Below are 22,626 nucleotides of genomic sequence, written 5' to 3'. Positions count from 1 at the left end.
CATCCTGAATCAGTGGTCGTGGTTGCGGATCTCCTGCCAGATCTTCTGGCAGGCCGGCTGTTCGTTCTCGCCCACACCGGTTTTCGCGGCTTGCAGGCACTTCTGGTAATCCAGCACGCGCACGCTTTCCTGTTCGGCGAAGGCGCGGTGCCGGGCGTTCTGCTTCAGCGTCTGCAGCATCGCTTGGCACACCGCCACCTTGTCCGCCTCGCCCTGGGCGCCGGCGATGCAATTGCGGTAGGCCTGCTTCGGCTCGACGGGGGCGGTGCTGTGCGCGCTGCAAGCGCTGCAAGCGCTGCAGGCAGCCAGGGCGGCCAGCAGGAAGAGTCGTTGCATGCTCGGGACCTCTCTGGGCAACGGGATCAGAAGATGGTGAAGGGGGCGATGACCATGAACTTCAGGTCGTGTTCGTCCTGGAACATGTTGCCGTAGCCATTGCTCCAGCTCGGGTTGTCCGAGTGGTTGTCGTAGCGGGTGTAGTGCAGCTTGAAGAGCGTGCCCTTGGCGAAACCGGCCTGGACGGTGTAGAGCGCGTCCAGGCTGTAGGCGGTTTCGATCACCCGCTGGCTCTGGTCGTACTGCGGGTCGGTGCTGGGTTTGGCATCCCAGGCGTAGACGCAGGAGCCGCCCACCGCGAAGCCGGGCAGGTTCCAGTTGGCCAGGTCGTAGAGCGCGCCGGCATAGACGGCCTTCTCGCCGTTGGCGTTGAAGTCCGAGCGGTTGTCCCACCACACGTCCAGGCGGCCGTTGGAGGAGGCATAGGTCGGCGTCATGCGTTGCAGGAAGTAGCCCTGGTTGCCGTTGGCCTTCACGGAGGTGCCTTCCAGGCGCAGGTCCACCTGGCCGAGGCGATAGCCGAAGGTCACGGCCTGCAGCCAGGCCAGGCCGTCGTAGAGGTCGTTCACCCCGCCGTCGTTCACCGTGTCGCGCGCGCCGTAGAACTGATAGCTGGTGCTCAGCGGGCGGCCGCCCACATCGACGTGGTAGCTGGCCTTGGCGAAGTACTGGTCGACGTAGCCTTGCGCCTGGCCGAACGCGGCTTCGAGGACCAGGTCGTTCTTGAAGTCGTACTTGGCGCCCAGCGAGTGCAGGTAAGCGATGCGGGTCTTGCGGTCGTTGCGGTAGAAGCTGTCGACGTCCGTGTGCCAGGGCGACTTGTACTGGTCTGCCCACATGTAGGAGAAGCTCAGCGCGCCGGCATCGGCGTAATCGAAGTTCGCCCCCGCTTCGACGCCCTGGTAGGTGCCGGGCAGAAAGCTCCAGTGCGAGGCCAGCAGCGTTTGCCCGCTGGGCTGGATGTAGCCCGCCCGCGCCCACGCCGGGCCGAGCTTGAACTTGAGCGCGGCCTTGTAGAGGCTCATGCCGCCCTTGTCGCCGGAATAGTCCTCGTCGTAGGCCTTGTTCTTCGAGGAGAACGCGATCTCGTTCGGGTGCGAGCTGTCGCCGGCTTCGTAGAACTCGACGGCGCTGAACGCCGCGAGGTCGAGGCCGACGAGGTCGGCGGCGTAGCCGGAGGAGAAGTCCAGGTTGGCGTTGCCGGTGGCGTGCTTGAGGTTGGTGTCGTAATCGCCCGTGGCGACGTTCTTGCGCTCACGGTCACGCTGCCAGTAGAACAGCCCGCCGGTGAGGGTCGAGTCATCGACGAAGCCTGCCGCGAGGACCGCTGGCGTGAAGGGAAGGGCGCTGCCCAGCAGGGTGCCGGCCACGGCCAGGCGAAGCGTCTGGCGGCCGTTGCGATGAAGAGCCATCGGTGGTTTCTCGTTGTTTTTTATCGTGCGCGGTCAGCGGCAGCCAGAGCGCCCCGCCGCAATCTGAAAGCAGCCGGACGTTAATTTCTGAAGGACGCGCGGAGTTCAGCGTCGCAGCGGAAAACGCGGCGGATTGCCGGCAATGAGCGGTGCTTGGCGAAGGGCGGGGAAAATCTGCGCGGCATGCGCCGTGGCACAGATCGGGCGGCGCGCGGAGCGGGCGGAAAAGGGGCGGTGAGAGCGGGGATTGTTCGGGCGCGGCGGGATTTGCACCAGTGGTGTTAGCGCACACGTTCAGCATGCGCTCTGCCCGTGGCATCGCGGACCGTCAGGTGGGAAATGGCGTGTCTGAATTCGTGGTTCGACCTGAAGGATCGTTCTTACAGACGCGGTGTGCCGCGTCGAGGGAGGTCGTTTGCTTTATTCGGCCGATTCAGGCTAGCGCCAGGCTCAACAGCAAGAGGGCGTCGCTCTGGGTAGGAGCGAGCCTGCTGGCGAAGGGATTTTTCAAAGGCCACAGGCGATGCCCACCCTGGCGCGCGCTCCGCTCCGAAGGAGGGCTCTGCTCTGTGTAGGAGCGAGCTTGCTCGCGAACCCGCCTGGCGTGGACGCCGCAGGGTACTCTGTTCGCGAGCAAGCTCGCTCCTACTGTCAATGCGGGGCCGCGGTTTGGCCTTCAACGAGAATCCCCTGTTCGCGCCCGCACACCTCCAGCAGAAAGTCCCACACCAGCCTCAGCCTCACCGAGCGGTGCAACTCGCGCCGGGTGCACATCCAGTATTCGCGCTCGATGAATTCCTCCGGCAGCACCGGCACCAGCCGTGGGTCGTGCAGGCCCATGTACTGCGGGAGGATGGCGATGCCGATACCAGCCTGGGCGGCTTGCTGCTGGGCGACCACGCTGGTGCTGCGGAACACCACCTGCGGGTGGCGGCAGAAGCTGTGGTGGAACAGCAGTTCCTGGCTGAACAGCAGGTCGTCGACGTAGCCGATCCAGGGGTGTTTACACAGGTCGTCGCGGTCGCGCAGGGGCGGCGCGTTTTCCAGGTAGGCGGGGCTGGCGAACAGGCTCAGGCGGTAGCGGGTCAGGCGCCGGCTGATCACCAGGTCGGCGCTGGGGCGCTCCAGGGTGATGGCGATGTCGGCCTCGCGGTTGGTGATGCTGACGAAGCGTGGCACCGATACCAGTTCCACCTCCAGGCCGGGGTAGCGCTGCATCAGCTCGCCCATGCGCGGGGCGAGGAACATCGTGCCCAGGCCCTCGGTGACGCCGATGCGGATCTGCCCCAGCGGCGAGATGGCCTGGCTCATTTCCTCCTGGGCGAGCAGGGCGGTGTTCTCCATGGCCTCGGCATGCTTGAGCAGCGCCTGGCCGGCGGGGGTGAGCTGGTAGCCGCCGGTGTGCTGGGCGAACAGCTGGGTGCCGAGGTCGCGCTCGATGTTCTCGATATGCCGCGCCACCGTGGCGTGGGTGGTGCCCAGGCGCTTGGCGGTGGTCAGCAGGCGGCCGCTGCGGTGCAGCTCGAGGAAGTAGCGCAGGTCATTCCAGTCGAACATCTCGGCGGTCCTCGTTGTTAGAAAACGCACAGCGGGTGACTCGAAATGAGTGTTCTTTTATCACGAACGAACGACTAGGCTCAGTCCCCATACAAAAAGAACAAGAACGACGAGGTACCTTTCCATGCCCCAGGCGCTGGATGCCTATGACTACCTGATCGTCGGCGCGGGTCCTGCCGGTTGCCTGCTGGCCAATCGCCTGTCCGCTGACCCGGCCAACCGCGTGCTGCTGCTCGAAGCCGGCGGCCCGGACAACTATCCCTGGATCCACATCCCCGTCGGCTACCTCTACTGCATCGGCAACCCGCGTACCGACTGGTGCTACGACACCGAGCAGGTGCCGGGCCTGAACGGCCGCGCGATCAAGTACCCGCGCGGGCGTACGCTCGGCGGCTGCTCGTCGATCAACGGCATGATCTACATGCGCGGCCAGGCGCTGGACTATGACGGCTGGGCCGCCGAGGGCAACCCCGGCTGGGGCTGGAACGACTTGTTGCCGCTGTTCATGAAGATGGAGGACCACTTCGCCGGCTCCAGCGAGCTGCATGGCGCGGGCGGCGAATGGCGGGTGGAGAAGCAGCGGCTGTCGTGGGCGATCCTTGATGCCTTCCGTGAGGCGGCGGCGCAGGCCGGCGTGCGCCCGGTGGACGACTTCAACGGCGGCGACAACGAGGGCTGCGGCTACTTCCAGGTGAACCAGCGTTCGGGTGTGCGCTGGAACGCCTCCAAGGCCTTCCTGAGGCCCATCGCCAACCGTGCCAACCTGACCGTGCTGACGAACGTGGAGGCTCTGCGCGTCCTGCTGGAGAACGGCCGCGCCGCCGGGCTGGAGGTGAACTGGCAAGGCGCGCGGCGCGAACTGCGGGCGCGGCGTGAAGTCATCCTCTGCGCTGGCGCGATCAACACGCCGGTGCTGCTGCAGCGCTCGGGCATCGGCCCGCGCGACCTGCTGGAGAAGCACGGCATCGGCGTGCGCCATGCGCTGTCCGGCGTGGGCGGCAACCTGCAGGACCACCTGCAACTGCGCCTGATCTACCGCATGAACGGGGCGCCGTCGCTGAACCAGATCGCCTCGACGCTGTGGGGCAAGATGGGAATGGGCCTGGAGTACCTGCTCAAGCGCAGCGGCCCGCTGTCCATGGCGCCCAGCCAGTTGGGCGCGTTCGCCAAGTCCGACCCAAGCCAGCGTTCGGCCAACCTGGAATACCACGTGCAGCCGCTGTCGCTGGAGCGCTTCGGCGAGCCGCTGCACAGCTTCCCGGCATTCACCGCCTCGGTCTGCGACCTGCGCCCGCTGAGCCGGGGCACGGTGACCCTGCGCTCGCCCGACCCGCGCGACAAGCCGGTGATCCAGCCCAACTACCTCAGCCACCCGCAGGACCTGCGCGTGGCCGCCGACGCCATCCGCCTGACCCGGCGCATCGCCGCCTCGCCCGCGCTGGCGCGCTATCAGCCGGTGGAGTTCAAGCCCGGCCCGGATTACCAGACCGAAGAAGACCTGCACCGCGCCGCCGCCGAGATCGGCACCACCATCTTCCACCCCGCCGGCACCTGCCGCATGGGGCAGGGCGAGGGCGCGGTGGTGGACAGCCGCTTGCGCGTGCACGGCATCCCCGGCCTGCGCATCGCCGATGCGTCGATCATGCCCAGCCTGACCTCCGGCAACAGCTGTTCGCCGGTGCTGGTGATCGCGGAAAAGGCCGCGCAGATGATATTGAGCGAACCTGCGCGCGGCGCGGAGGTTATCCCTTCCAGTGGGCGCACGGCGGAGGAAGCTCCCGTGGCGTGACGGCGAGGCTGTCTCCCCACAGTGTTTGGCGTGGAATTTCGCTCCCTGACGCGTGCGTGCCAGGCGGTTCGCGAGCACGCTCGCTCCTACCAGGGGCGGCACAACCGGTATCGCGCGGTGTCACCACCGTGGCAGTCGAGGCTGACAAAAACAAAAGCCCCCAGAAGGGGCAGGAGAGCCCGCAATGACCGATGTAGCACAGACCAGCCCCTATGAGCGGCCCGCGACCTCGCGTCGCGACGAGCGCAAGGTGATCTTCGCCTCGTCGCTCGGCACGGTGTTCGAGTGGTACGACTTCTTCCTCTACGGATCGCTCGCGGCGGTCATCAGCAAGCAGTTCTTCGCCGGGGTCAACGACACCACCGCCTTCATCTTCGCCCTGCTGGCATTCGCCGCCGGCTTCCTTGTCCGCCCGTTCGGCGCGCTAGTATTCGGCCGCCTGGGCGACATGATCGGGCGCAAGTACACCTTTCTCGCGACCATCCTGCTGATGGGCCTGTCCACCTTCGCCGTGGGCCTGCTGCCGTCCTACGCCACCATCGGCGTGGCCGCTCCGATCATCCTTATCGTCCTGCGCCTGCTGCAGGGCCTGGCGCTGGGCGGCGAGTACGGCGGGGCGGCGATCTACGTCGCCGAGCACGCGCCGGACCACAAGCGCGGCGCCTACACCAGCTGGATCCAGTGCACCGCCACCGGCGGCCTGCTGCTCTCGCTGGTGGTGATCTGGGGTTGCCGCCAGGCCACCGGTGCCGAGTTCGAGACCTGGGGCTGGCGCCTGCCGTTCCTCATCTCCATCGTGCTGCTGGGCATCTCCACCTGGATCCGCCTGTCCATGCAGGAGTCGCCGGCATTCCTGAAGATGAAGGCCGAGGGCAAGGTGAGCAAGTCGCCGCTCAAGGAATCCTTCACCCGCTGGAGCAACCTGAAGATCGTCCTGATCGCCCTGTTCAGCATCAACGCCGGCCAGGCGGTGACCTTCTACGCGGCGCAGTTCTACGTGATGTTCTTCCTCACCCAGGTGCTGAAGGTCGACCCGGCGCTGTCCAACGGCTTGCTGATCATCTCCCTGGTGATCGGCGCACCGCTGTTCGTGATCGCCGGCTGGGTGTCGGACAAGGTCGGGCGCAAGCCGGTGCTGGTCACCGGCCTGCTGCTGGCCACGGTGCTGTACTTCCCGCTGTTCAAGGCGCTGACCCACTACGCCAACCCGCAGATCGACGCGGCCTCGCGCCAGGCGCCGGTGACCGTGATGGCGGACCCGGCCACCTGCACCTTCCAGTTCGACCCGGTGGGCAAGGCCAAATTCGACAGCGCCTGCGACAAGGCCAAGACCCTGCTGGTGAAGGGCGGCGTGCCGTACAGCACGGTGGCCGCGCCAGCGGGCAGCGAACTGGTGGTGACGGTGGGCGAGAAGCGCATCGAGGGCTTCGACGCCGCCGCGCTGGGCGCCGCGGTGAAGGACGCGGGTTACCCGGCCGTGGCCGACTCGTCCCTGGTGAACCGGCCGATGGTGGTGGCGATCATCGTCGCGCTGATCTTCATCGCCACCTGCTGCTACGGCCCGCTGGCGGCGCTGATGGTCGAGCTGTTCCCGACGCGCATCCGCTATACCTCGCTGTCGCTGCCGTACCACATTGGCAACGGCTGGTTCGGCGGGCTGCTGCCGACCATCTCGTTCGCCCTGGTGGTGTACACCGGCAACATCTTCTATGGCCTGTGGTACCCGGTGCTGATCACAGCGATGAGCCTGGTGTGCTCGCTGTTGTTCCTGCGCGAAACCAAGGACAACGACATCCACGCGGATTGATCTTCGGCTGAGGGGAAAGGGCCCGGCGGATGCCGGGCTTTTTCATTGGGGACGAGGCTGGGTTTTATGGCCAGCACGCGGCCTGCGTGTAGGAGCGGGCCATGCCCGCGATCGCGCGCATGGCGCGCTCCTACAGGGAGGCTCCGCAGCGAAGCGGGTTCGCGAGCAAGCTCGCTCCTACAGGGTGGGGGCCGTCAGCACAAAAGGCGCCCGAAGGCGCCTTTCGCAGGTAGCCGCGGCGATCAGCGGAACGCCGGCACCACGTGCTGGATGAACAGCTCCAGCGACTTCTTCTTCTGCGCATAGGGCAGGCTGTTGTCGGCCCAGAAGCTGAACTCGTCCACGCCCAGTTCCTGGTAGTGGCGGATGCGCGCAATGATTTCTTCCGGGGTGCCGATCATGGTGTTCTTGCGGATGTTCTCCAGTTCGAACTCCGGGCGCTCCTTGAACTTCTCCGCGGGGCTGGGCGGCAGCAGGCCGTTGACCGGGGTCTGCTTGTTGCCGAACCAGGCGTCGAAGGTGCGGTAGAAGCGCGAGATCGCCTCGGCACCGACCTTCCAGCCGTCCGGATCGTCCGCGGTGTGCACGTGGGTATGGCGCAGCACCATCAGTTGCGGGCGCGGCACGTCCGGGTTGTTGGCCAGGGCGGCTTCGAACTTGTTCTTAAGGTCGACGACTTCTTCGTCGCCTTTCATCAACGGGGTGACCATCACGTTGCAGCCGTTGGCCACCGCGAAGTTGTGCGAATCCGGGTCGCGGGCGGCGATCCACATCGGCGGGGTGGGCTTCTGGAGCGGACGCGGCGACGAGGTGGAGGTGGGGAATTTCCAGATTTCGCCGTCGTGGGCGACGTCGCCCTGCCACAGCGCCTTCACCACCGGGACCATCTCGCGCAGGTACTTGCCACCGTCGCCGGCCGGCATGCCGTTGGCCATGCGGTCGAACTCGTACTGGTAGGCGCCGCGGGCCAGGCCCACTTCCATGCGGCCGTTGCTGATGACGTCGAGCAGGGCGCATTCGCCGGCCACGCGGATGGGGTGCCAGAACGGCGCGATGATGGTGCCGGCGCCCAGGCGGATGGTCTGGGTGCGGGCGGCGAGGTAGGCCAGCAGCGGCATCGGGCTCGGCGAGATGGTGTACTCCATGGCGTGGTGCTCGCCGATCCAGACGGTGGAGAAACCGCCGGCCTCGGCCATCAGCGTCAGCTCGGTGAGCTCTTCGAACAGCTGGCGGTGGCTGGGCTGATCGTCGTAGCGCTCCATGTGCACGAACAGGGAAAACTTCATATCGCTTACCTCGAACCTTTCTTGTATCCGGCACGGCAGCCGGCGGGAGATGCGCAGGCACGCATCGCTGCTTTTCGGCGGTCAGGCGCGACGGCGGAGAACACGGCCGGTTTACGCGCTAGGGAATCCGTTGCATATTGGTATACCATAATACGGGATGTCTGCAAGGCGTTTCTGCCGCGAGCAGACCAAGGGAGTAAGGGATGAACCTCAAACAAAAACTGATCCTCGCGTTTTCCGCCATCGCCAGCTTGCCGGTGATCCTGGTTGCCGTACTGGTGATCCTCAACCTGCGCGGTGAGGCCCGGGACAGCTTCATCGACGGCAGCAGCCGGGAGATCCGCCAGGTCGAGAACGCCATGCAGCTGTTCTTCGACGGCATCACCCAGAACGTCGAATACCTGGCCAGCCATCCGCAACTGGCGGCCATCGACGGCGGCCTCAAGCAGTACATCGCCAGCGATGCCGCGCAGCACCCCACCGGCGAGCTGGACAAGCGCGTCTTCGACCTCTTCACCGGGCTGGCGCAGAGCCACCCGGATTACGCCTACGTGTCCCTCGGCACCCGCGAAGGCGGCTACAGCTTCTGGCCGGGCGACGCCAAGCTGGCCAACTACGATCCGCGCACGCGCCCGTGGTACCAGGCGGCCATGGCCCAGCCGGGCGAGACCCTGCGCACCAAGGCCTACTACTGGGCGGCGGACAAGGTGGTGCTGGTGAGCAGCGTGCGCACCTTCGCCAACCAGCTCGGCCCGCAGGGCGGGGTGGTCAACATCGACGTCTCGCTCAAGCGCCTGACCGATATCGTCAAGGCGATCCGCCTGGGCGAATCCGGTTACCTGATGCTGATGGAAGGCGACGGCACCATCCTGGTCGACCCGCACAATCCCGAGAACAACTTCAAGCAACTGGGCGAGCTGGGCGGCGATTTCCAGCGCCTGGCCAGCGCGCAGAAGGGCCTGGTGGAGGTGGAGATCGGCGGCGAGCGCTACCTCGCCAACGTCTGGCCGTCCGACGCCCTGGGCTGGCGCTTCGTCGGCCTGGTCAAGGAGAGCGAGGTGATGAGCGCGGCGACCCGCCTGACCTGGGGCATCGCCCTGATCGCGGTGGTCATCGCGCTGGCCTTCGCCGGCCTCGGCTCGCTGTTCGCCGGCCTGGTGGTGCGCCCTGTGCGCGCGGTAGCCGCCGGGCTGGAAGGCATCGCCCAGGGCGATGGCGACCTTACCGGACGCCTGGCCGTGCGCGGCCGCGACGAGACGGCGCAACTGGCCGGCTGGTTCAACCAGTTCCTCGACGCGATCCGGCGGCTGGTGCAGAGCATCGGCGCCGCGGCCGGCAGCATCCACCAGAGTTCGGGCAGCAGCCGCGAGACCTCCCAGGCGCTGGCCGATACCGCCGCCCGCCAGCGCGAGGCGGTGGACATGGTCTCCACCGCGTTCAACGAGATGGTGATGACGGCCAACGAGGTCGCGCGCTCCTGCACCCAGGCGGCGGAATCCGCCGACAGCGGCCAGCGCCAGGCCCACGACGGCCAGCAGCAGATCGACGACGCCGTGGACAGCGTCGGCCGCCTGAGCGAGGAGATCGCCCATTCCGCCGATGCCATGCGCCAGCTGGAGCAGGACAGCAACGATATCCAGTCGATCCTCGGCACCATCCGTTCCATCGCCGAGCAGACCAACCTGCTGGCGCTCAACGCGGCCATCGAGGCGGCGCGTGCCGGCGACCAGGGCCGCGGGTTCGCCGTGGTGGCCGACGAGGTGCGCGCGCTGGCGCGGCGCACGGCGGAATCCACCGGGGAGATCGACAACCTGCTCGGCACCCTGGCGCGCCGTACCCACGACACCGGGCGGCAGATGCAGTCGAGCCTGGAGGCATCGCAGCGCACCGTGGGCTCGATCCGCGAGGCGCGGGCGTGCTTCGGGGCGATCCGCGAGTCGGTGGACGTGATCCGCGACATGAACGCGCAGATCGCCACCGCCGCCGAGGAGCAGCACCAGGTGGCGGAGGAGATCAACCGGCACATCAGCCAGATCCACCGCGACGCCCAGGAAGTCGCCGGCCTGGCGGAGGCCACGCGCGGCGATGCGCAGACCCTGGGCGGGTTGTCCGATGAGCTGAACCGGCTGGTGTCGCGGTTCAGGACCTGAGGAAATAAAAGGCTCGCGAAGGCGAGCCTTTTTTCTTAGCCGAGGAGCTTTTCGTAGGAGCGAGCTTGCTCGCGAACCGCATAACGCCGTGCTAACCGGCAACCGAGGTTCGCGAGCAAGCTCGCTCCTACAATGTGCGCCTTCACCACTATGTGCCCTGGTGAGGGCGGCTTCCGCCGCGAGGGATTCCAGGCTCGCACGCGGGCATCGCCAGAGAACGGATTTGTAGGATGGGTGGAGCGCAGCGATACCCCATGTTGTCGGTGCGCCAATTCGATGGGTATCGCTGCGCTCCACGCCATCCTACGGACGTGCCTCATGGCAGGCGTAGGGCGCATGACGCGCCAGCGTTATCCGCCGCCGCAATGGCGGTTCGGCCTTCCCCGGCAGTGGCTTTGCATTCCACAGGCAAAAAGAAAGCCCCTTCTCACTCCCGCAAGAAGGGGCCCGCGCCGGACGGCGAACGATCAGGCGGTCAGGCGAACGCCTGCAGCGCGCCCATCTTTCCGCGGCAGTAAATCATCGGGGTGATCTGCTGCTCCGGCACGATCAGGTTCTTCACCGCGCCGACCAGGATGGCGTGGTCACCGCCTTCGTATTCGCGCCACAGCTCGCACTCGATGATGGCGGTGGCGTTTGCCAGCAGCGGGTTGCCGCGTTCGCTCAGCGTCCATTCGATGCCCTGGGCCTTGTCCTTGCCCTTGCTGGCGAAGGCATAGGCTTCGCCCTTCTGGTCGGCGGACAGCAGGTGGATGGCGAACTGCTTGCGGCGGATCAGCACGGGGTAGGAGTCGGAGCTGTAGTTGGGGCAGAACAGCACCAGCGCCGGGTCCATCGACAGGGAGCTGAAGGCGCTAGCCGTGAGGCCGACCACCTGGCCATCGTCGTCCAGGGTCGTGATGACGGTGACGCCGGACGGGAAGGAGCCCATGACGTGTTTGTAGGCAGCGTGGTCGATCATTGCGAGTACCTGTCGTGTGAGCCGGCCATCGGGAGTGGTCGTTTCGTCTGATGGTATACCGTAATACTTCGAAATCAAGCCCCTTGTTTTCCCGATGGATGGATGGCGCAATCCCGGTCGTCGCCTGGAGGCTGCAGAATACGGGGCTTTGGCCGATAAGATGAGCCTTCGTCGGAGGGGCGGCGGGCGGCCATTCGACCAACGGTTATTCAGAAAATGCTTGCTTGGTATGTGGAATACCATAATATTTCAGTCGTCACCGCCGCGCCGTTTCTGCCCCATCCGAGGCGCCGGATGACCTGACCTTACAAAGACAATAAGCAAGGCAAAACCGATGTCCGATACTCCGTTGATCGAGAACCATACCGTCGATTACGTGCCGCCGGCCGAGCGCCATGGGCGCTCCCGCGACCTGTTCACGCTGTGGTTCAGCACCAACATCGCACCGCTGCCGGTGGTGACCGGCGCGATGGCGGTCCAGGTGTTCCATCTCGACCTGCTCTGGGGGCTGATCGCCATTGTCCTGGGCCACCTGTTCGGCGGCGTGTTCCTCGCCCTGGCATCGGCGCAGGGCCCGCAGATGGGCATTCCGCAGATGGTCCAGAGCCGGGGCCAGTTCGGCCGTTACGGCGCCTTGCTGATCGTGTTCTTCACCGCGCTGATCTACGTCGGCTTCTTCATTTCCAACATCGTCCTGGCGGGCAAGTCGATCCAGGGCCTGGTGCCGGCGACCCCGACGCCTGTGGCGATCATCCTCGGTGCACTGAGCGCCACCGCCATCGGCGTGATCGGCTATCGCTTCATCCACACCCTCAACCGCATCGGCACCTGGGTGATGGGCGGCGCGTTGCTGGTGGGGTTTGCCATCATGCTCGGCGGCGAGCTGCCGGCGGACTTCCTCTCCCGCGGCGCCTTCAACCTCTCCGGCTTCCTGGCCACGTTGTGCCTGGGCATCATCTGGCAGATCAGCTTCGCGCCCTACACCTCGGATTATTCGCGCTACCTGCCGGCCAGCGTCGGCATCGGCAAGCCGTTCCTGGCGACCTTCGCCGGCGCGGTGGCGGGCACCAGCCTGTCGTTCAGCTTCGGCGCGGTGGCGGTACTGGCAACCCCCGAAGGCACCGACGCGATGGTCGCGGTCAAGCAGGCCACCGGCGTGTTCGGGCCGGTGCTGATGCTGCTGTTCCTGCTCAACATCATCAGCCACAACGCGCTGAACCTATATGGCGCCGTGCTCTCCATCGTCACCTCGATCCAGACCTTCGCCGGCAGCTGGACGCCCAGTGTGCGGGTGCGCGTGGTGCTGTCCTCGGTGGTGCTGGCGGGCAGTTGCCTGATGGCGCTGGGCGCCTCGGCCAACTTCATCTCGCAGTTCATCGGCCTGATCCTGGCGATGCTGATCGTGCTGGTGCCCTGGGCCTCGATCAACCTGATCGACTTCTACCTGATCAAGCGCGGCCGCTACGACATCCAGTCGATCTTCCGCCGTGACGGCGGCGTCTACGGGCGCTTCAACCCGCACGCGATCATCGCCTACTTCATCGGCATCATCGTGCAGCTGCCCTTCGCCAATACCTCGTTGTTCGTCGGCCCCTATGCCAACTACATCGATGGGGTGGACCTGTCCTGGCTGGTCGGCCTGCTGGTGACCTGCCCGCTGTACTACTGCCTGGCCACCCGCGGCCAGGCCCGCGAAGCCGGCCAGCCGGTGGCGCTGGGGATCGCGGAATAAGGTTTCGACCTGGGTTGCACACTCTCTGCCCTGCCGGGTTTCGGTGGGGCTTTTTTTTGCCTGTACGGTCTGGAGCTAGAGCTTTGGTTGCAGGGAGGGCAGTGTTTCTGCGCCGCTGATGTGTGCGCTGAGAGATTGGGTTTCGCCCCCTCGGGCGAGTCCCTTTTGGCAAACGCCCCAAAAGGAACCAAAAGGTCTTGCCCCGGACATCCGGTTTTTCGCTTAGGCGAAAAATTCCCTCGTTGAACGGGGCAGTCGGAGTGTGCGGATGTTTCTCTTGAGGGCCTCAAGAGCCAAGGCGGAGCATCGGCTCTTCGTAGGAGCGATCTTGCTCGCGAAGCGCATGGCACAACATTCCCTGTAGGAGCGGGCCATGCCCGCGATCACGGGCATGGCCCGTTCCTACAGTCGGGCGAGGGCGCTCGGCTGTCGTAGGAGCGGAGCTTCTCCGCGATCCGGTAACACCGGCGCTCGGGATGGTTCGCGAGCAAGCTCGCTCCTACAAGGGGCGTTTTACTTTGGTGTGTCTTCTGCCGGATCGGATTCCGCCGCGTGGGATATCGCGGACAGAGTCCGCTCCTACGGGAGCCAGGTGCGGACCTGTAGGAGCGCGCTTGCTCGCGAACAGCCCAACGCCGAACGTCCCCTGTAGGAGCGGGCCATGCCCGCGATCCGTCGGCAGGGCCGACGGCCAGCCCGTTCGCACGGCGCCTCAGCCGTCGAATCCCTCGACAATGACGATCTCCGCCTTCGCCACGCCCTGCCGGTGCGCGCAGGCGTCCTGGTATTCCGCCGAGCGGTAGCAGGCCAGCGCCTGCTCATAGGAATCGAACTCGATCACCACGCTACGCTGAGGTGTAGGGCGCCCCTCCAGCGCTTCGGAGCGGCCGCCGCGGGCGAGGAACCTGCCGCCATACAGGGCGAAGGCCGCGGGCGCGCGGCGGGTGTATTCGCCGTACTGCTGCGGGTCGGTGACGTCGACGTGGGCAATCCAGTAAGCCTTCATGGGCACCTCTGCGTGCTGCTGTTTTGGATAAGAAATGTATTATGGTATACCAGATTTTTTCATCCACGATCCAGCCGAGTACCGCACCATGCCGTTCGACCGCATCGAAGACATCATCGAAGACTACCGCCAGGGCAAGATGGTGCTCCTGGTCGACGACGAAGACCGCGAAAACGAAGGCGACCTGCTGCTCGCCGCCGAGCGCTGCACGCCGGAGGCGATCAACTTCATGGCGCGCGAGGCGCGCGGGCTGATCTGCCTGACGCTGACCGACGAACACTGCGCCCGCCTGGGGCTGGAACAGATGGTGCCGGCCAATGGCAGCGTCTATTCCACCGCCTTCACCGTGTCCATCGAGGCGGCCACCGGCGTCTCCACCGGCATCTCCGCCGCCGACCGCTCGCACACCGTGCTCACCGCGGTGAAGCCGGGCGCTCGCGCCGAGGACCTGGTGCAGCCCGGCCATATCTTCCCCCTGCGCGCCCGCGAGGGCGGCGTGCTCACCCGCGCCGGCCACACCGAGGCGGGTTGCGACCTGGCGCGCCTGGCCGGGCTGACCCCGGCGTCGGTGATCGTCGAGGTGATGAACGACGACGGCAGCATGGCCCGCCGCCCGGACCTGGAAGCCTTCGCCAAGCGCCATGGCATCCGCATCGGCACCATCGCCGACCTGATCCACTACCGCCTGAGCACCGAGCACACCGTCGCGCGCATCGGCGAGAGCGAGCTGCCCACGGTGCACGGCACTTTCCGCCTTGTCACGTACGAGGACCGCATCGAAGGCGGCGTGCACATGGCCATGGTGATGGGCGACATCCGGCGCGATGAGCCGACCCTGGTGCGCGTGCACGTCATCGACCCGCTACGCGACCTGGTCGGCGCCGAGTACACCGGGCCGAAGAACTGGACGCTCTGGGCCGCCCTGCAGAAGGTCGCCGAGGTCGGCCACGGCGTGGTGGTGGTGCTGGCCAACAACGAGTCCTCCCAGGCGCTGCTGGCCCGCGTGCCGCAGCTGACCCAGGCGCCGCGGCAGTTCACCCGCTCGCAGTCGCGCATCTATTCCGAAGTCGGTACCGGCGCGCAGATCCTGCAGGACATCGGCGTCGGCAAGATCCGCCACCTCGGCGCACCGCTGAAGTACGCCGGCCTCACCGGCTACGACCTGGAAGTGGTGGAAACGCTGCCTTTCGAGGGCTGATCCGTTCGTCCGCTCGCCGTGCTGGCGTTTCGCCAGAAACTTCCGCGCGGCGAGTGTGAAAAAAGATTTCCTTTCCAATCAACAACCTGAGCAACACGAGGAACGACGCGGTGTTCACCCAAGCTTCGCTGCCACGATGGCCGGTGTCGCGGAGGACTTGCGGAAAGTTTGGAATACCATAATATGACATCCCGTAGGCCTTACGATTTCTGCCCGTCAGCGTGCCACTCCATCGGACCCTGACGACGCTCCGGCCACCTGCTCCAGACCGGCGTCCCCCGAAGGTCGCCGTGAACAATCACAACAATGAGGGCAAGCAAGATGGTGTTCAAAAAACGTGCGATCGCGGTCCTGGCCGCGGCAGTCCTGGGCGCAACCGGCACCGCTGCCTTCGGCGCCGACAGCCTCAGCTTCGTCAGCTGGGGTGGCACCACCCAGGATGCGCAGAAGCAGGCCTGGGCCGAACCCTTCAGCCAGTCCACCGGCGTCGCCGTGGTCCAGGACGGCCCCACCGACTACGGCAAGCTCAAGGCCATGGTGGAGAGCGGCAACGTCCAGTGGGACGTGGTCGACGTGGAGGCCGACTTCGCCCTGCGCGCCGCCGCCGAGGGCCTGCTGGAGCCCCTGGACTTCAACACCATCAAGCGTGACCGCATCGACCCGCGCTTCGTTTCCGACCATGGTGTCGGCTCGTTCTATTTCTCCTTCGTGCTCGGCTACAACCAGGGCAAGGTCGGCGGCAAGCAACCGCAGGACTGGTCGGCGCTGTTCGATACCGCCAGCTACCCGGGTAAGCGCGCGCTTTACAAATGGCCGAGCCCCGGCGTGCTGGAGCTGGCCCTGCTGGCCGACGGCGTGGCCAAGGACAAGCTCTATCCGCTGGACCTGGACCGCGCCTTCAAGAAGCTCGACACCATCAAGAAGGACATCGTCTGGTGGGGCGGCGGCGCGCAATCGCAGCAACTGCTGGCCTCCGGCGAGGCGACCCTCGGCCAGTTCTGGAACGGCCGCATCTACGCTCTGCAGCAGGACGGCGCGCCAGTGGGCGTGAGCTGGAAACAGAACCTGGTCATGGCCGATTTCCTCGTGGTGCCCAAGGGGGCGAAGAACAAGGACGCGGCGATGAAGTTCCTGGCCAACGCCAGCAGCGCCAAGGGCCAGGCCGACTTCGCCAACCTGACCGCCTATGCCCCGGTGAACCTGGACAGCGTCGGCCAGCTCAAGGGCGACCTCGCGCCGAACCTGCCCACCGCCTATGGGCAGGAGCAGATCACCCTGGATTACGCCTACTGGGCGAAGAACGGCCCGGCGATCGCCGCACGGTGGAACGAATGGCTGGTCAAGTGAAAATGGCTGTGATGCAGCCGGGCCAGGCTGCCGGAGGCGCATCCCGCGCCGCCGGCGGCAAGGCCCCGAAGGCCGAACCCATGCGACAGGATGAAGTGCTCACCCACCGCTGGCGCGGCGTGCGCAACCTGCTGCCGGCGCTGCTGTTCCTCGGCCTGTTCTTCCTCGCCCCGCTGATCGGCCTGCTGCTGCGCGGCGTGCTGGAGCCGACCCCAGGCCTGGACAACTACGCCCAGCTGTTCGCCAACTCGGCCTACTCGCGGGTGCTGTTCAACACCTTCTCGGTTGGCGCGCTGGTCACCGTGATCAGCCTGCTGCTGGGCTTCCCGCTGGCCTGGGCGATTACCCTGGTGCCGCGCGGCTGGGGCCGCATGTTGCTGAACATCGTGCTGCTGTCGATGTGGACCAGCCTGCTGGCGCGCACCTACTCCTGGCTGGTGCTGCTGCAGGCCTCGGGGGTGATCAACAAGACCCTGATGGCGCTGGGCATCATCGACCAGCCGCTGGAGCTGGTGCACAACCTGACCGGCGTGGTGATCGGCATGAGCTACATCATGATCCCGTTCATCGTGCTGCCGCTGCAGGCCACCATGGCCGCCATCGACCCGATGGTGCTGCAGGCCGGCTCGATCTGCGGTGCCAGCCCCTGGACCAACTTCTTCCGGGTGTTCCTGCCGCTGTGCCGGCCGGGGCTGTTCTCCGGCGGCCTGATGGTCTTCGTCATGTCCCTGGGCTACTACGTCACCCCGGCGCTGCTGGGCGGCGCGCAGAACATGATGCTGCCGGAGTTCATCGTCCAGCAGGTGCAATCCTTCCTCAACTGGGGCCTGGCCAGCGCCGCCGCCGCGCTGCTGATCGCCATCACCCTGGTGCTGTTCTACCTCTACCTGAAGCTGCAGCCGGAATCCCCGGTGGCTTCCAGTAGCGCGAGGTAAGCCATGCTGCTCTCACCCAATGCCATGAGCCGGCGCATGCGCGTCGGCCTCTACCTCACGACGGGCACCATCGCGGCCTTCCTGCTGCTGCCCATCGTGTTCATCGTGCTGCTGTCCTTCGGCTCCTCGCAGTGGCTGGTGTTCCCGCCGCCGGGCTGGACGCTGAAGTGGTACGGCCAGTTCTTCTCCAACCCCGAATGGATGAGCGCCGCGCTCGCCAGCCTGAAGGTGGCGATCCTCACCACGATCTGCTCGGTCGCCCTGGGCCTGCCCACCGCGTTCGCCCTGGTGCGCGGCAAGTTCCCCGGCCGGGAGATGCTCTACGGGCTGTTCACCCTGCCGATGATCGTGCCGCTGGTGATCATCGCGGTGGCGGTCTACGCGCTGTTCCTCAAGCTCGGCTACACCGGCACGCTGTTCTCCTTCGTGGTCAGCCACGTGATCGTCGCGTTGCCGTTCACCATCATCTCGATCATCAACTCGCTGAAGCTGTTCGACCAGTCCATCGAGGACGCCGCGGTGATCTGCGGGGCGTCGCGCCTGCAGGCGGTGATCAAGGTGACCTTCCCGGCGATTCGCCCCGGTATGGTCGCCGGTGCGCTGTTCGCCTTCCTGGTGTCCTGGGACGAAGTGGTGCTGAGCGTGATGATGGCCAGCCCGACCCTGCAGACCCTGCCCGTGAAAATGTGGACCACCCTGCGCCAGGACCTGACCCCGGTGATCGCCGTCGCTTCGACGCTGCTGATCGGCCTGTCCGTGCTGGTGATGGTGATCGCCGCCGCCCTGCGCCGGCGCAACGAAATCCGCGCCTGAGCGCCGAGGTAAATGCCATGAGTGCCGTGATCCAAGAATCCCGCGAGCAGAAGACCCTGGTCAGCCTGCGCAACCTGAACAAGCACTACGGCGACTTCACCGCCGTGGACAATATTTCCCTCGACATCCAGGACGGCGAGTTCCTCACCTTCCTGGGCTCCAGCGGCTCGGGCAAGAGCACCACGCTGTCCATGCTGGCCGGCTTCGAGACGCCCAGCAGCGGCGAGATCCTGGTGGACGGCCAGTCGCTGGTGAACGTGCCACCGCACAAGCGCGACATCGGCATGGTGTTCCAGCGTTACTCGCTGTTCCCGCACCTTTCGGTGCGCGACAACATCGGTTTCCCGCTGGACATCCGCAAGCAGAAGGGCGCCGAGCGCGAGCGCCGCGTCGACGCCATGCTCAAGCTGGTGCAACTGGACCAGTTCGCCCACCGCCGCCCGGCGCAGCTCTCCGGTGGCCAGCAGCAGCGCGTCGCCATCGCCCGCGCGCTGGTCTACGAACCGCGCATCCTGCTGATGGACGAACCCCTCGGCGCGCTGGACAAGAAGCTGCGCGAGGACCTGCAGGACGAACTACGCCACCTGCACCGTCGCCTTGGCATCACCATCGTCTACGTCACCCACGACCAGGAGGAAGCGATGCGCCTGTCCCAGCGCATCGCCATCTTCAGCCACGGCAAGATCGTCGGCCTGGGCAGCGGCTACGACCTCTACCAGAACCCGCCGAATGCCTTCGTGGCGTCGTTCCTGGGCAACTCCAACTTCCTTCGCGCCCGTGCCCATGGCAACGCCGCGGCGGAATTCGAAGGCCGCGCACTGGCCATCCGCCCGACCGCGAACCTGCGCGAGGGCCAGGACATCCTGCTGATGGTGCGTCCGGAAAAAGCCCAGGTACTGAGCCCGACCCAGGCCGCCGCCACGCCGCTGGCGGCGGGCTGGAACGAAATCCCGGCGAAAGTGGCCGAGACGGTGTTCCTCGGCGAGAGCCTGACCTGCAGCGTGGTCACCGCCAGCGGCGCGATGCTGACGCTGAAGGAGCTGTCCGGCAACACCCAGCCGCTGGCCCCCGGCAGCGAGGTGCGCGTGCGCTGGGCCGCCGCCGATGCTTGCGTGTACGACCAGTGGAACGAGAGCGACCTGACCAAGGGCGCGCACTGAACGAATCCTGACGATTTATCCCTTGCACCCCCGGCGTGCCGTTGGCGTCGGGGGATTTTTTTGCCTGGCGTTTTTTCGGATGTAGTAGGTGTCTGGCCCAACCGCCGGATCGCGCGCGGCACCCTCGTGTAGAAGCGGGCCATGCCCGCGAACGCGCGAAAACGCGCGGTCCGATCCTGAAGACGTCTCGCCGAATGAGTGTCGATTGGCCTCTCGCCGTTTTCTGCGGGTGGTGGTGGCGTCAGGACCAGCCGCCGGCCCTGCCGACGGATCGCGTGCGCGGAACGCTCCTACAGGTCTACTCCTGTTGTAGGAGCGGGCCATGCTCGCGACTGCGCGGATACGTGCAATCAGATCCAGATGGCGTTCCAGAAGGGATACTCGCCGAATCGCCGAACCAATCCCGCCCGAATCGGATTCGCGACCAGGTACCGCGCGGCTTGGCGCAGGTCATCCTCACGACGTAAAGCCCGGTGTCCATAGCTCGCTGCGCCTGCCCATGGCCCGATTGGCCAGGCGTGCGCTGGCGGATTTCAGGTTCTTCACGGTCGTCTCCAGGCAGGCCTCTTCGCCCAGTTGGAGTAGCCAGTGCACATGATCTGGCATCAGTACCCAGGCAAGCATGGTGCAGCCATTCAACAGTTGCCGATCCTCGAAGCAGCGTGCTGCCGCGCAGCCTGCTGCGAAATTGGTGAAGAAAGATTGGCGCCGAAGCGTCGTGGTGGTGATCAGATAGACCGCATGGGGCAGGGCGACGCGGCCTTTGCGCAATGCGGCCCGGCCGGGAGAGTGCAGGGCCATGGTCGATCCTCTATGTGAGTGGATCGACTATCACGTTCGCTGCTGTTCGCTACGAGAGGAAACAGCCGCAAGCCAGCCAGCTGATTCGGTGTCCCCTGTAGGAGCGGGCCATGCCCGCGAACACGCGGATACGCGCGGTCAGATCCAGATGGCGTTCCAGAAGGGAGATCAGCAACCCGAATCACCGAGCTTCATGGGCGGCGGTGGTGCTAGGACCAACCGCCGGCCCTGCCGACGGATCGCGTGCATGGCACGCTCCTACAGGTCGGCTCGTGTAGGAGCGGGCCATGCCCGCGACCTCGCGAAAACGCGCGGTCAGATCCAGATGGCGTTCCAGAAGGGAGATCAGCAACCCGCATCGCCGGTTTGCACGGGGGCGGTGTGTTAGGACCAACCGTCGGCCCTGCCGACGGATCGCGTGCATGGCACGCTCCTACAGGTCGGCTCGTGTAGTAGCGGGCCATGCCCGCGACGGCACAAATCGCGCGTTCACACGGGGCATTGTTCCCCAGAGCCGGGGCATCAGCGGATGAAATGCACCTTCCCGGTGTCGTCGTTGCCCATGTAGATGCCATACACCCCTGCCTGGCGTTCCTCGATGTAGCGTTCGAGGATCTGTCGGATCGCCGGGTAGTAGATGCACTCCCAGGGGATTTCCTCCGGGGCGAAGAATTTCACCTGCAGGGTCTCGGGGCCGTGCTCGCCGGTTTCTTCGATCACGCTGGCGCGGAAGATGATGTAGACCTCGCTGATCTTCGGCACGCTGAAGATGGAGTAGGGCGAGACGATGTCGGCGCGCACGCCTGTCTCTTCCCAGACTTCGCGCAGGGCGGCCTGCTCGGTGGTTTCGCCGTTTTCCATGAAGCCGGCCGGCAGCGTCCAGGTGCCCGGGCGCGGCGGGATGCCGCGCTGGCAGAGCAGGTATTTGCCGTCGCGCTCGATGATGCAGCCGGCGATGACCTTGGGGTTTTCGTAGTGGATGTAGCCGCAACCCGCGCAGACCAGGCGCTCATGGGTGTCCCCCGGCGGGCACTGGCGGCTGAGGCCGCCACTGCCGCACGCGGGACAGAAGCGCGGGGCGGGCATGGCGTCAGCGGCCTATGCGCGGCTCTTTGAGCGCGATGGGGGTGGCGATGTCGCGCACCTTGCCGGCGCCGTCCTGCTTGGAGCGCAGGTAGTCCAGGGCGACCTTGGCGGCGGCGCGCACGTGGTCGACCGAGGCCTGGTGAGCGGCAACCGGGTCGCCGCTCTTGATCGCCTCGACCATGCGTTCCATTTCCTGGTTACTGGCGGCGCGACGGTTTTCCTGGGACACGGAGGTGGCCCGCAGGTAGCTGATGCGCGCCTGGAGCTGACGCAGCTGGGTGGCGGCGGTGCGGTTGCCCGAGCCTTCCAGGAGTACGTCGTAGAAGCCCTGCACCGACTCGATGACCTGCTGCAGCTCGCCGTCTTCCAGCGCCTGGCGGTTCTCCTCCAGCGCGCGCTCCAGGTTGCGGATGTCGCGGGCCTTGGCGTTGAGGGTGAAGAGCTGGACGATCAGGCCTTCGAGCACGCAGCGCAACTCGTAGATGTCGACCGCGTCTTCCAGGGTGATGATGGCGACGCGTGGACCCTTCGCATCGGCGAACTCCACCAGGCCCTCGGATTCCAGGTGACGCAGCGCCTCGCGCACGGAGGTGCGGCTGACGCCCAGGCGGTCGCACAGATCGCGCTCCACCAGGCGGTCGCCCGGCAGCAGCTGGAAGTTGAGGATGGCGCCGCGCAGCTTGTCGAGGACGATTTCGCGCAGGGTGACGGGGTTGCGATTGACCTTGAAGCTATCGTCGAGTGGCAAGCGTTTCATGGGGTCCGCTCTGTGTTCTGGCTGTCCATAGGAAGATCGATGGAGCACCCTGGGGCGCTCTTTCGTCAAGTCGGGCCAGCAATCAACCACGTTCCTCGGCGTCGGCCTCGGCGAAGGCTTCGCGGGCGAGGCGGAAACTGTCCACCGCCGCGGGAACCCCGCAATAGATGCCGACCTGCAGGAGGATCTCGCGGATCTGCTCGCGGGATAAGCCGTTTCGCAGGGCGCCGCGCACGTGCAGCTTGAGTTCGTGGGGGCGGTTGAGTGCCGAAATCATCGCCAAGTTTATCATGCTGCGTTCCTTGAGCGATAAGCCCTCCCGGCCCCAGACGTGGCCCCAGCAGTACTCGGTGACCATCTCCTGGAGCGGGCGGGTGAAGTCGTCGGCGTTCTGGATCGACTTGCTGACGTAGGCCTCGCCCAGCACCTGGGTGCGGATGGCCAGGCCTTTCTCGTATTTCTCGTTGCTCATCGGGTATTCCTCACGCGTCTC

At 66.0% G+C, this 22,626-nt stretch carries 19 protein-coding genes and 1 pseudogene; 10 read left to right on the top strand and 10 right to left on the bottom strand.

Annotation, left to right across the window (positions count from 1 at the left end; all coding sequences use genetic code 11):
• Positions 1 to 9: 9 nt before the first annotated feature.
• The 3 genes from chiQ to N0B71_RS01215 form a co-directional block, all read right to left on the bottom strand.
• Entirely contained in the window at positions 10 to 336 is a 327-nt protein-coding gene (gene chiQ / locus N0B71_RS01225; RefSeq protein ID WP_259756716.1) for a ChiQ/YbfN family lipoprotein, read from the bottom strand.
• Positions 337 to 362: 26 nt separating this feature from the next.
• A complete protein-coding gene (gene chiP / locus N0B71_RS01220; protein WP_311197193.1) occupies positions 363 to 1,748 on the bottom strand; it encodes a chitoporin ChiP in 1,386 nt (461 codons plus the stop codon).
• 651 nt (positions 1,749 to 2,399) lie between these two features.
• Positions 2,400 to 3,305: a LysR family transcriptional regulator gene (locus N0B71_RS01215; RefSeq protein ID WP_259756714.1), complete on the bottom strand. Its 906-nt coding sequence runs from the start codon at positions 3,303 to 3,305 to the stop codon at positions 2,400 to 2,402.
• A gap of 124 nt (positions 3,306 to 3,429) precedes the next feature.
• Here N0B71_RS01215 and N0B71_RS01210 point away from each other — a divergent pair, with 124 nt between their 5' ends.
• Positions 3,430 to 5,094 (top strand): GMC family oxidoreductase, encoded by a 1,665-nt coding sequence (locus tag N0B71_RS01210; protein ID WP_259756713.1) that lies wholly within the window; start codon positions 3,430 to 3,432, stop codon positions 5,092 to 5,094.
• 184 nt (positions 5,095 to 5,278) lie between these two features.
• Positions 5,279 to 6,901: an MFS transporter gene (locus N0B71_RS01205; protein ID WP_259756711.1), complete on the top strand. Its 1,623-nt coding sequence runs from the start codon at positions 5,279 to 5,281 to the stop codon at positions 6,899 to 6,901.
• A 242-nt stretch (positions 6,902 to 7,143) separates the two neighbouring features.
• Here N0B71_RS01205 and N0B71_RS01200 read toward each other — a convergent pair whose 3' ends face one another.
• On the bottom strand, positions 7,144 to 8,187 hold the full coding sequence (locus N0B71_RS01200) for an LLM class flavin-dependent oxidoreductase (RefSeq protein ID WP_259756710.1): 1,044 nt from the start codon (positions 8,185 to 8,187) through the stop codon (positions 7,144 to 7,146).
• A gap of 203 nt (positions 8,188 to 8,390) precedes the next feature.
• Between N0B71_RS01200 and N0B71_RS28195 the strand changes: the two are divergent.
• Positions 8,391 to 9,431: pseudogene (locus N0B71_RS28195) on the top strand (cache domain-containing protein); the annotation flags it as partial.
• A gap of 177 nt (positions 9,432 to 9,608) precedes the next feature.
• Positions 9,609 to 10,337, top strand: coding sequence for a methyl-accepting chemotaxis protein (locus tag N0B71_RS28190; RefSeq protein WP_442964699.1), 729 nt, complete (start codon positions 9,609 to 9,611; stop codon positions 10,335 to 10,337).
• Positions 10,338 to 10,812: 475 nt separating this feature from the next.
• On the opposite strand, the gene N0B71_RS01190 is transcribed toward N0B71_RS28190, so the two are convergent.
• Positions 10,813 to 11,298: a flavin reductase family protein gene (locus N0B71_RS01190; RefSeq protein WP_259756707.1), complete on the bottom strand. Its 486-nt coding sequence runs from the start codon at positions 11,296 to 11,298 to the stop codon at positions 10,813 to 10,815.
• Positions 11,299 to 11,632: 334 nt separating this feature from the next.
• Here N0B71_RS01190 and N0B71_RS01185 point away from each other — a divergent pair, with 334 nt between their 5' ends.
• Complete coding sequence (locus N0B71_RS01185; RefSeq protein WP_259756705.1) at positions 11,633 to 13,030, top strand: purine-cytosine permease family protein; 1,398 nt, start codon at positions 11,633 to 11,635, stop codon at positions 13,028 to 13,030.
• Between the two features lie 712 nt (positions 13,031 to 13,742).
• On the opposite strand, the gene N0B71_RS01180 is transcribed toward N0B71_RS01185, so the two are convergent.
• Positions 13,743 to 14,036 (bottom strand): DUF1330 domain-containing protein, encoded by a 294-nt coding sequence (locus N0B71_RS01180; protein ID WP_259756703.1) that lies wholly within the window; start codon positions 14,034 to 14,036, stop codon positions 13,743 to 13,745.
• Between the two features lie 88 nt (positions 14,037 to 14,124).
• Between N0B71_RS01180 and ribBA the strand changes: the two genes are divergently transcribed.
• The 5 genes from ribBA to N0B71_RS01155 all read left to right on the top strand — a co-directional run bounded on the left by ribBA (position 14,125) and on the right by N0B71_RS01155 (position 19,489).
• Positions 14,125 to 15,234 carry a bifunctional 3,4-dihydroxy-2-butanone-4-phosphate synthase/GTP cyclohydrolase II gene (gene ribBA, locus N0B71_RS01175; protein WP_259756701.1) on the top strand — a complete coding sequence of 370 codons (1,110 nt, stop codon included), beginning with the start codon at positions 14,125 to 14,127 and terminating at the stop codon, positions 15,232 to 15,234.
• A gap of 321 nt (positions 15,235 to 15,555) precedes the next feature.
• A complete protein-coding gene (locus N0B71_RS01170; RefSeq protein WP_259756700.1) occupies positions 15,556 to 16,581 on the top strand; it encodes a polyamine ABC transporter substrate-binding protein in 1,026 nt (341 codons plus the stop codon).
• Entirely contained in the window at positions 16,566 to 17,516 is a 951-nt protein-coding gene (locus N0B71_RS01165) for an ABC transporter permease (protein ID WP_259756698.1), read from the top strand. The genes N0B71_RS01170 and N0B71_RS01165 overlap by 16 nt, the downstream gene beginning before the upstream one ends.
• 3 nt (positions 17,517 to 17,519) lie before the next feature.
• Positions 17,520 to 18,329: an ABC transporter permease gene (locus N0B71_RS01160; RefSeq protein WP_259756697.1), complete on the top strand. Its 810-nt coding sequence runs from the start codon at positions 17,520 to 17,522 to the stop codon at positions 18,327 to 18,329.
• 17 nt (positions 18,330 to 18,346) lie between these two features.
• Positions 18,347 to 19,489, top strand: coding sequence for an ABC transporter ATP-binding protein (locus N0B71_RS01155; protein WP_259756696.1), 1,143 nt, complete (start codon positions 18,347 to 18,349; stop codon positions 19,487 to 19,489).
• A 456-nt stretch (positions 19,490 to 19,945) separates the two neighbouring features.
• Here the strand turns inward: N0B71_RS01155 and N0B71_RS01150 are convergent, their stop codons facing one another.
• From N0B71_RS01150 to N0B71_RS01135, 4 genes are all read right to left on the bottom strand, one after another.
• On the bottom strand, positions 19,946 to 20,290 hold the full coding sequence (locus N0B71_RS01150; RefSeq protein ID WP_259756695.1) for a transposase: 345 nt from the start codon (positions 20,288 to 20,290) through the stop codon (positions 19,946 to 19,948).
• Between the two features lie 522 nt (positions 20,291 to 20,812).
• The gene (locus N0B71_RS01145; RefSeq protein WP_259756694.1) at positions 20,813 to 21,376 is read right to left on the bottom strand and encodes an NUDIX hydrolase; all 564 of its coding nucleotides are present in this window, start codon (positions 21,374 to 21,376) and stop codon (positions 20,813 to 20,815) included.
• 4 nt (positions 21,377 to 21,380) lie between these two features.
• The gene (locus N0B71_RS01140) at positions 21,381 to 22,133 is read right to left on the bottom strand and encodes a GntR family transcriptional regulator (RefSeq protein ID WP_253443407.1); all 753 of its coding nucleotides are present in this window, start codon (positions 22,131 to 22,133) and stop codon (positions 21,381 to 21,383) included.
• 82 nt (positions 22,134 to 22,215) lie between these two features.
• Positions 22,216 to 22,605 carry a carboxymuconolactone decarboxylase family protein gene (locus tag N0B71_RS01135; RefSeq protein ID WP_259759711.1) on the bottom strand — a complete coding sequence of 130 codons (390 nt, stop codon included), beginning with the start codon at positions 22,603 to 22,605 and terminating at the stop codon, positions 22,216 to 22,218.
• Positions 22,606 to 22,626: the final 21 nt, after the last annotated feature.

This window comes from Pseudomonas sp. GCEP-101 (genome assembly GCF_025133575.1).
Taxonomy (GTDB): domain Bacteria; phylum Pseudomonadota; class Gammaproteobacteria; order Pseudomonadales; family Pseudomonadaceae; genus Pseudomonas; species Pseudomonas nitroreducens_B.
The sequence above is the reverse complement of the archived record's forward strand: the minus strand, read 5'-3'. Positions and strand labels throughout refer to the sequence as shown.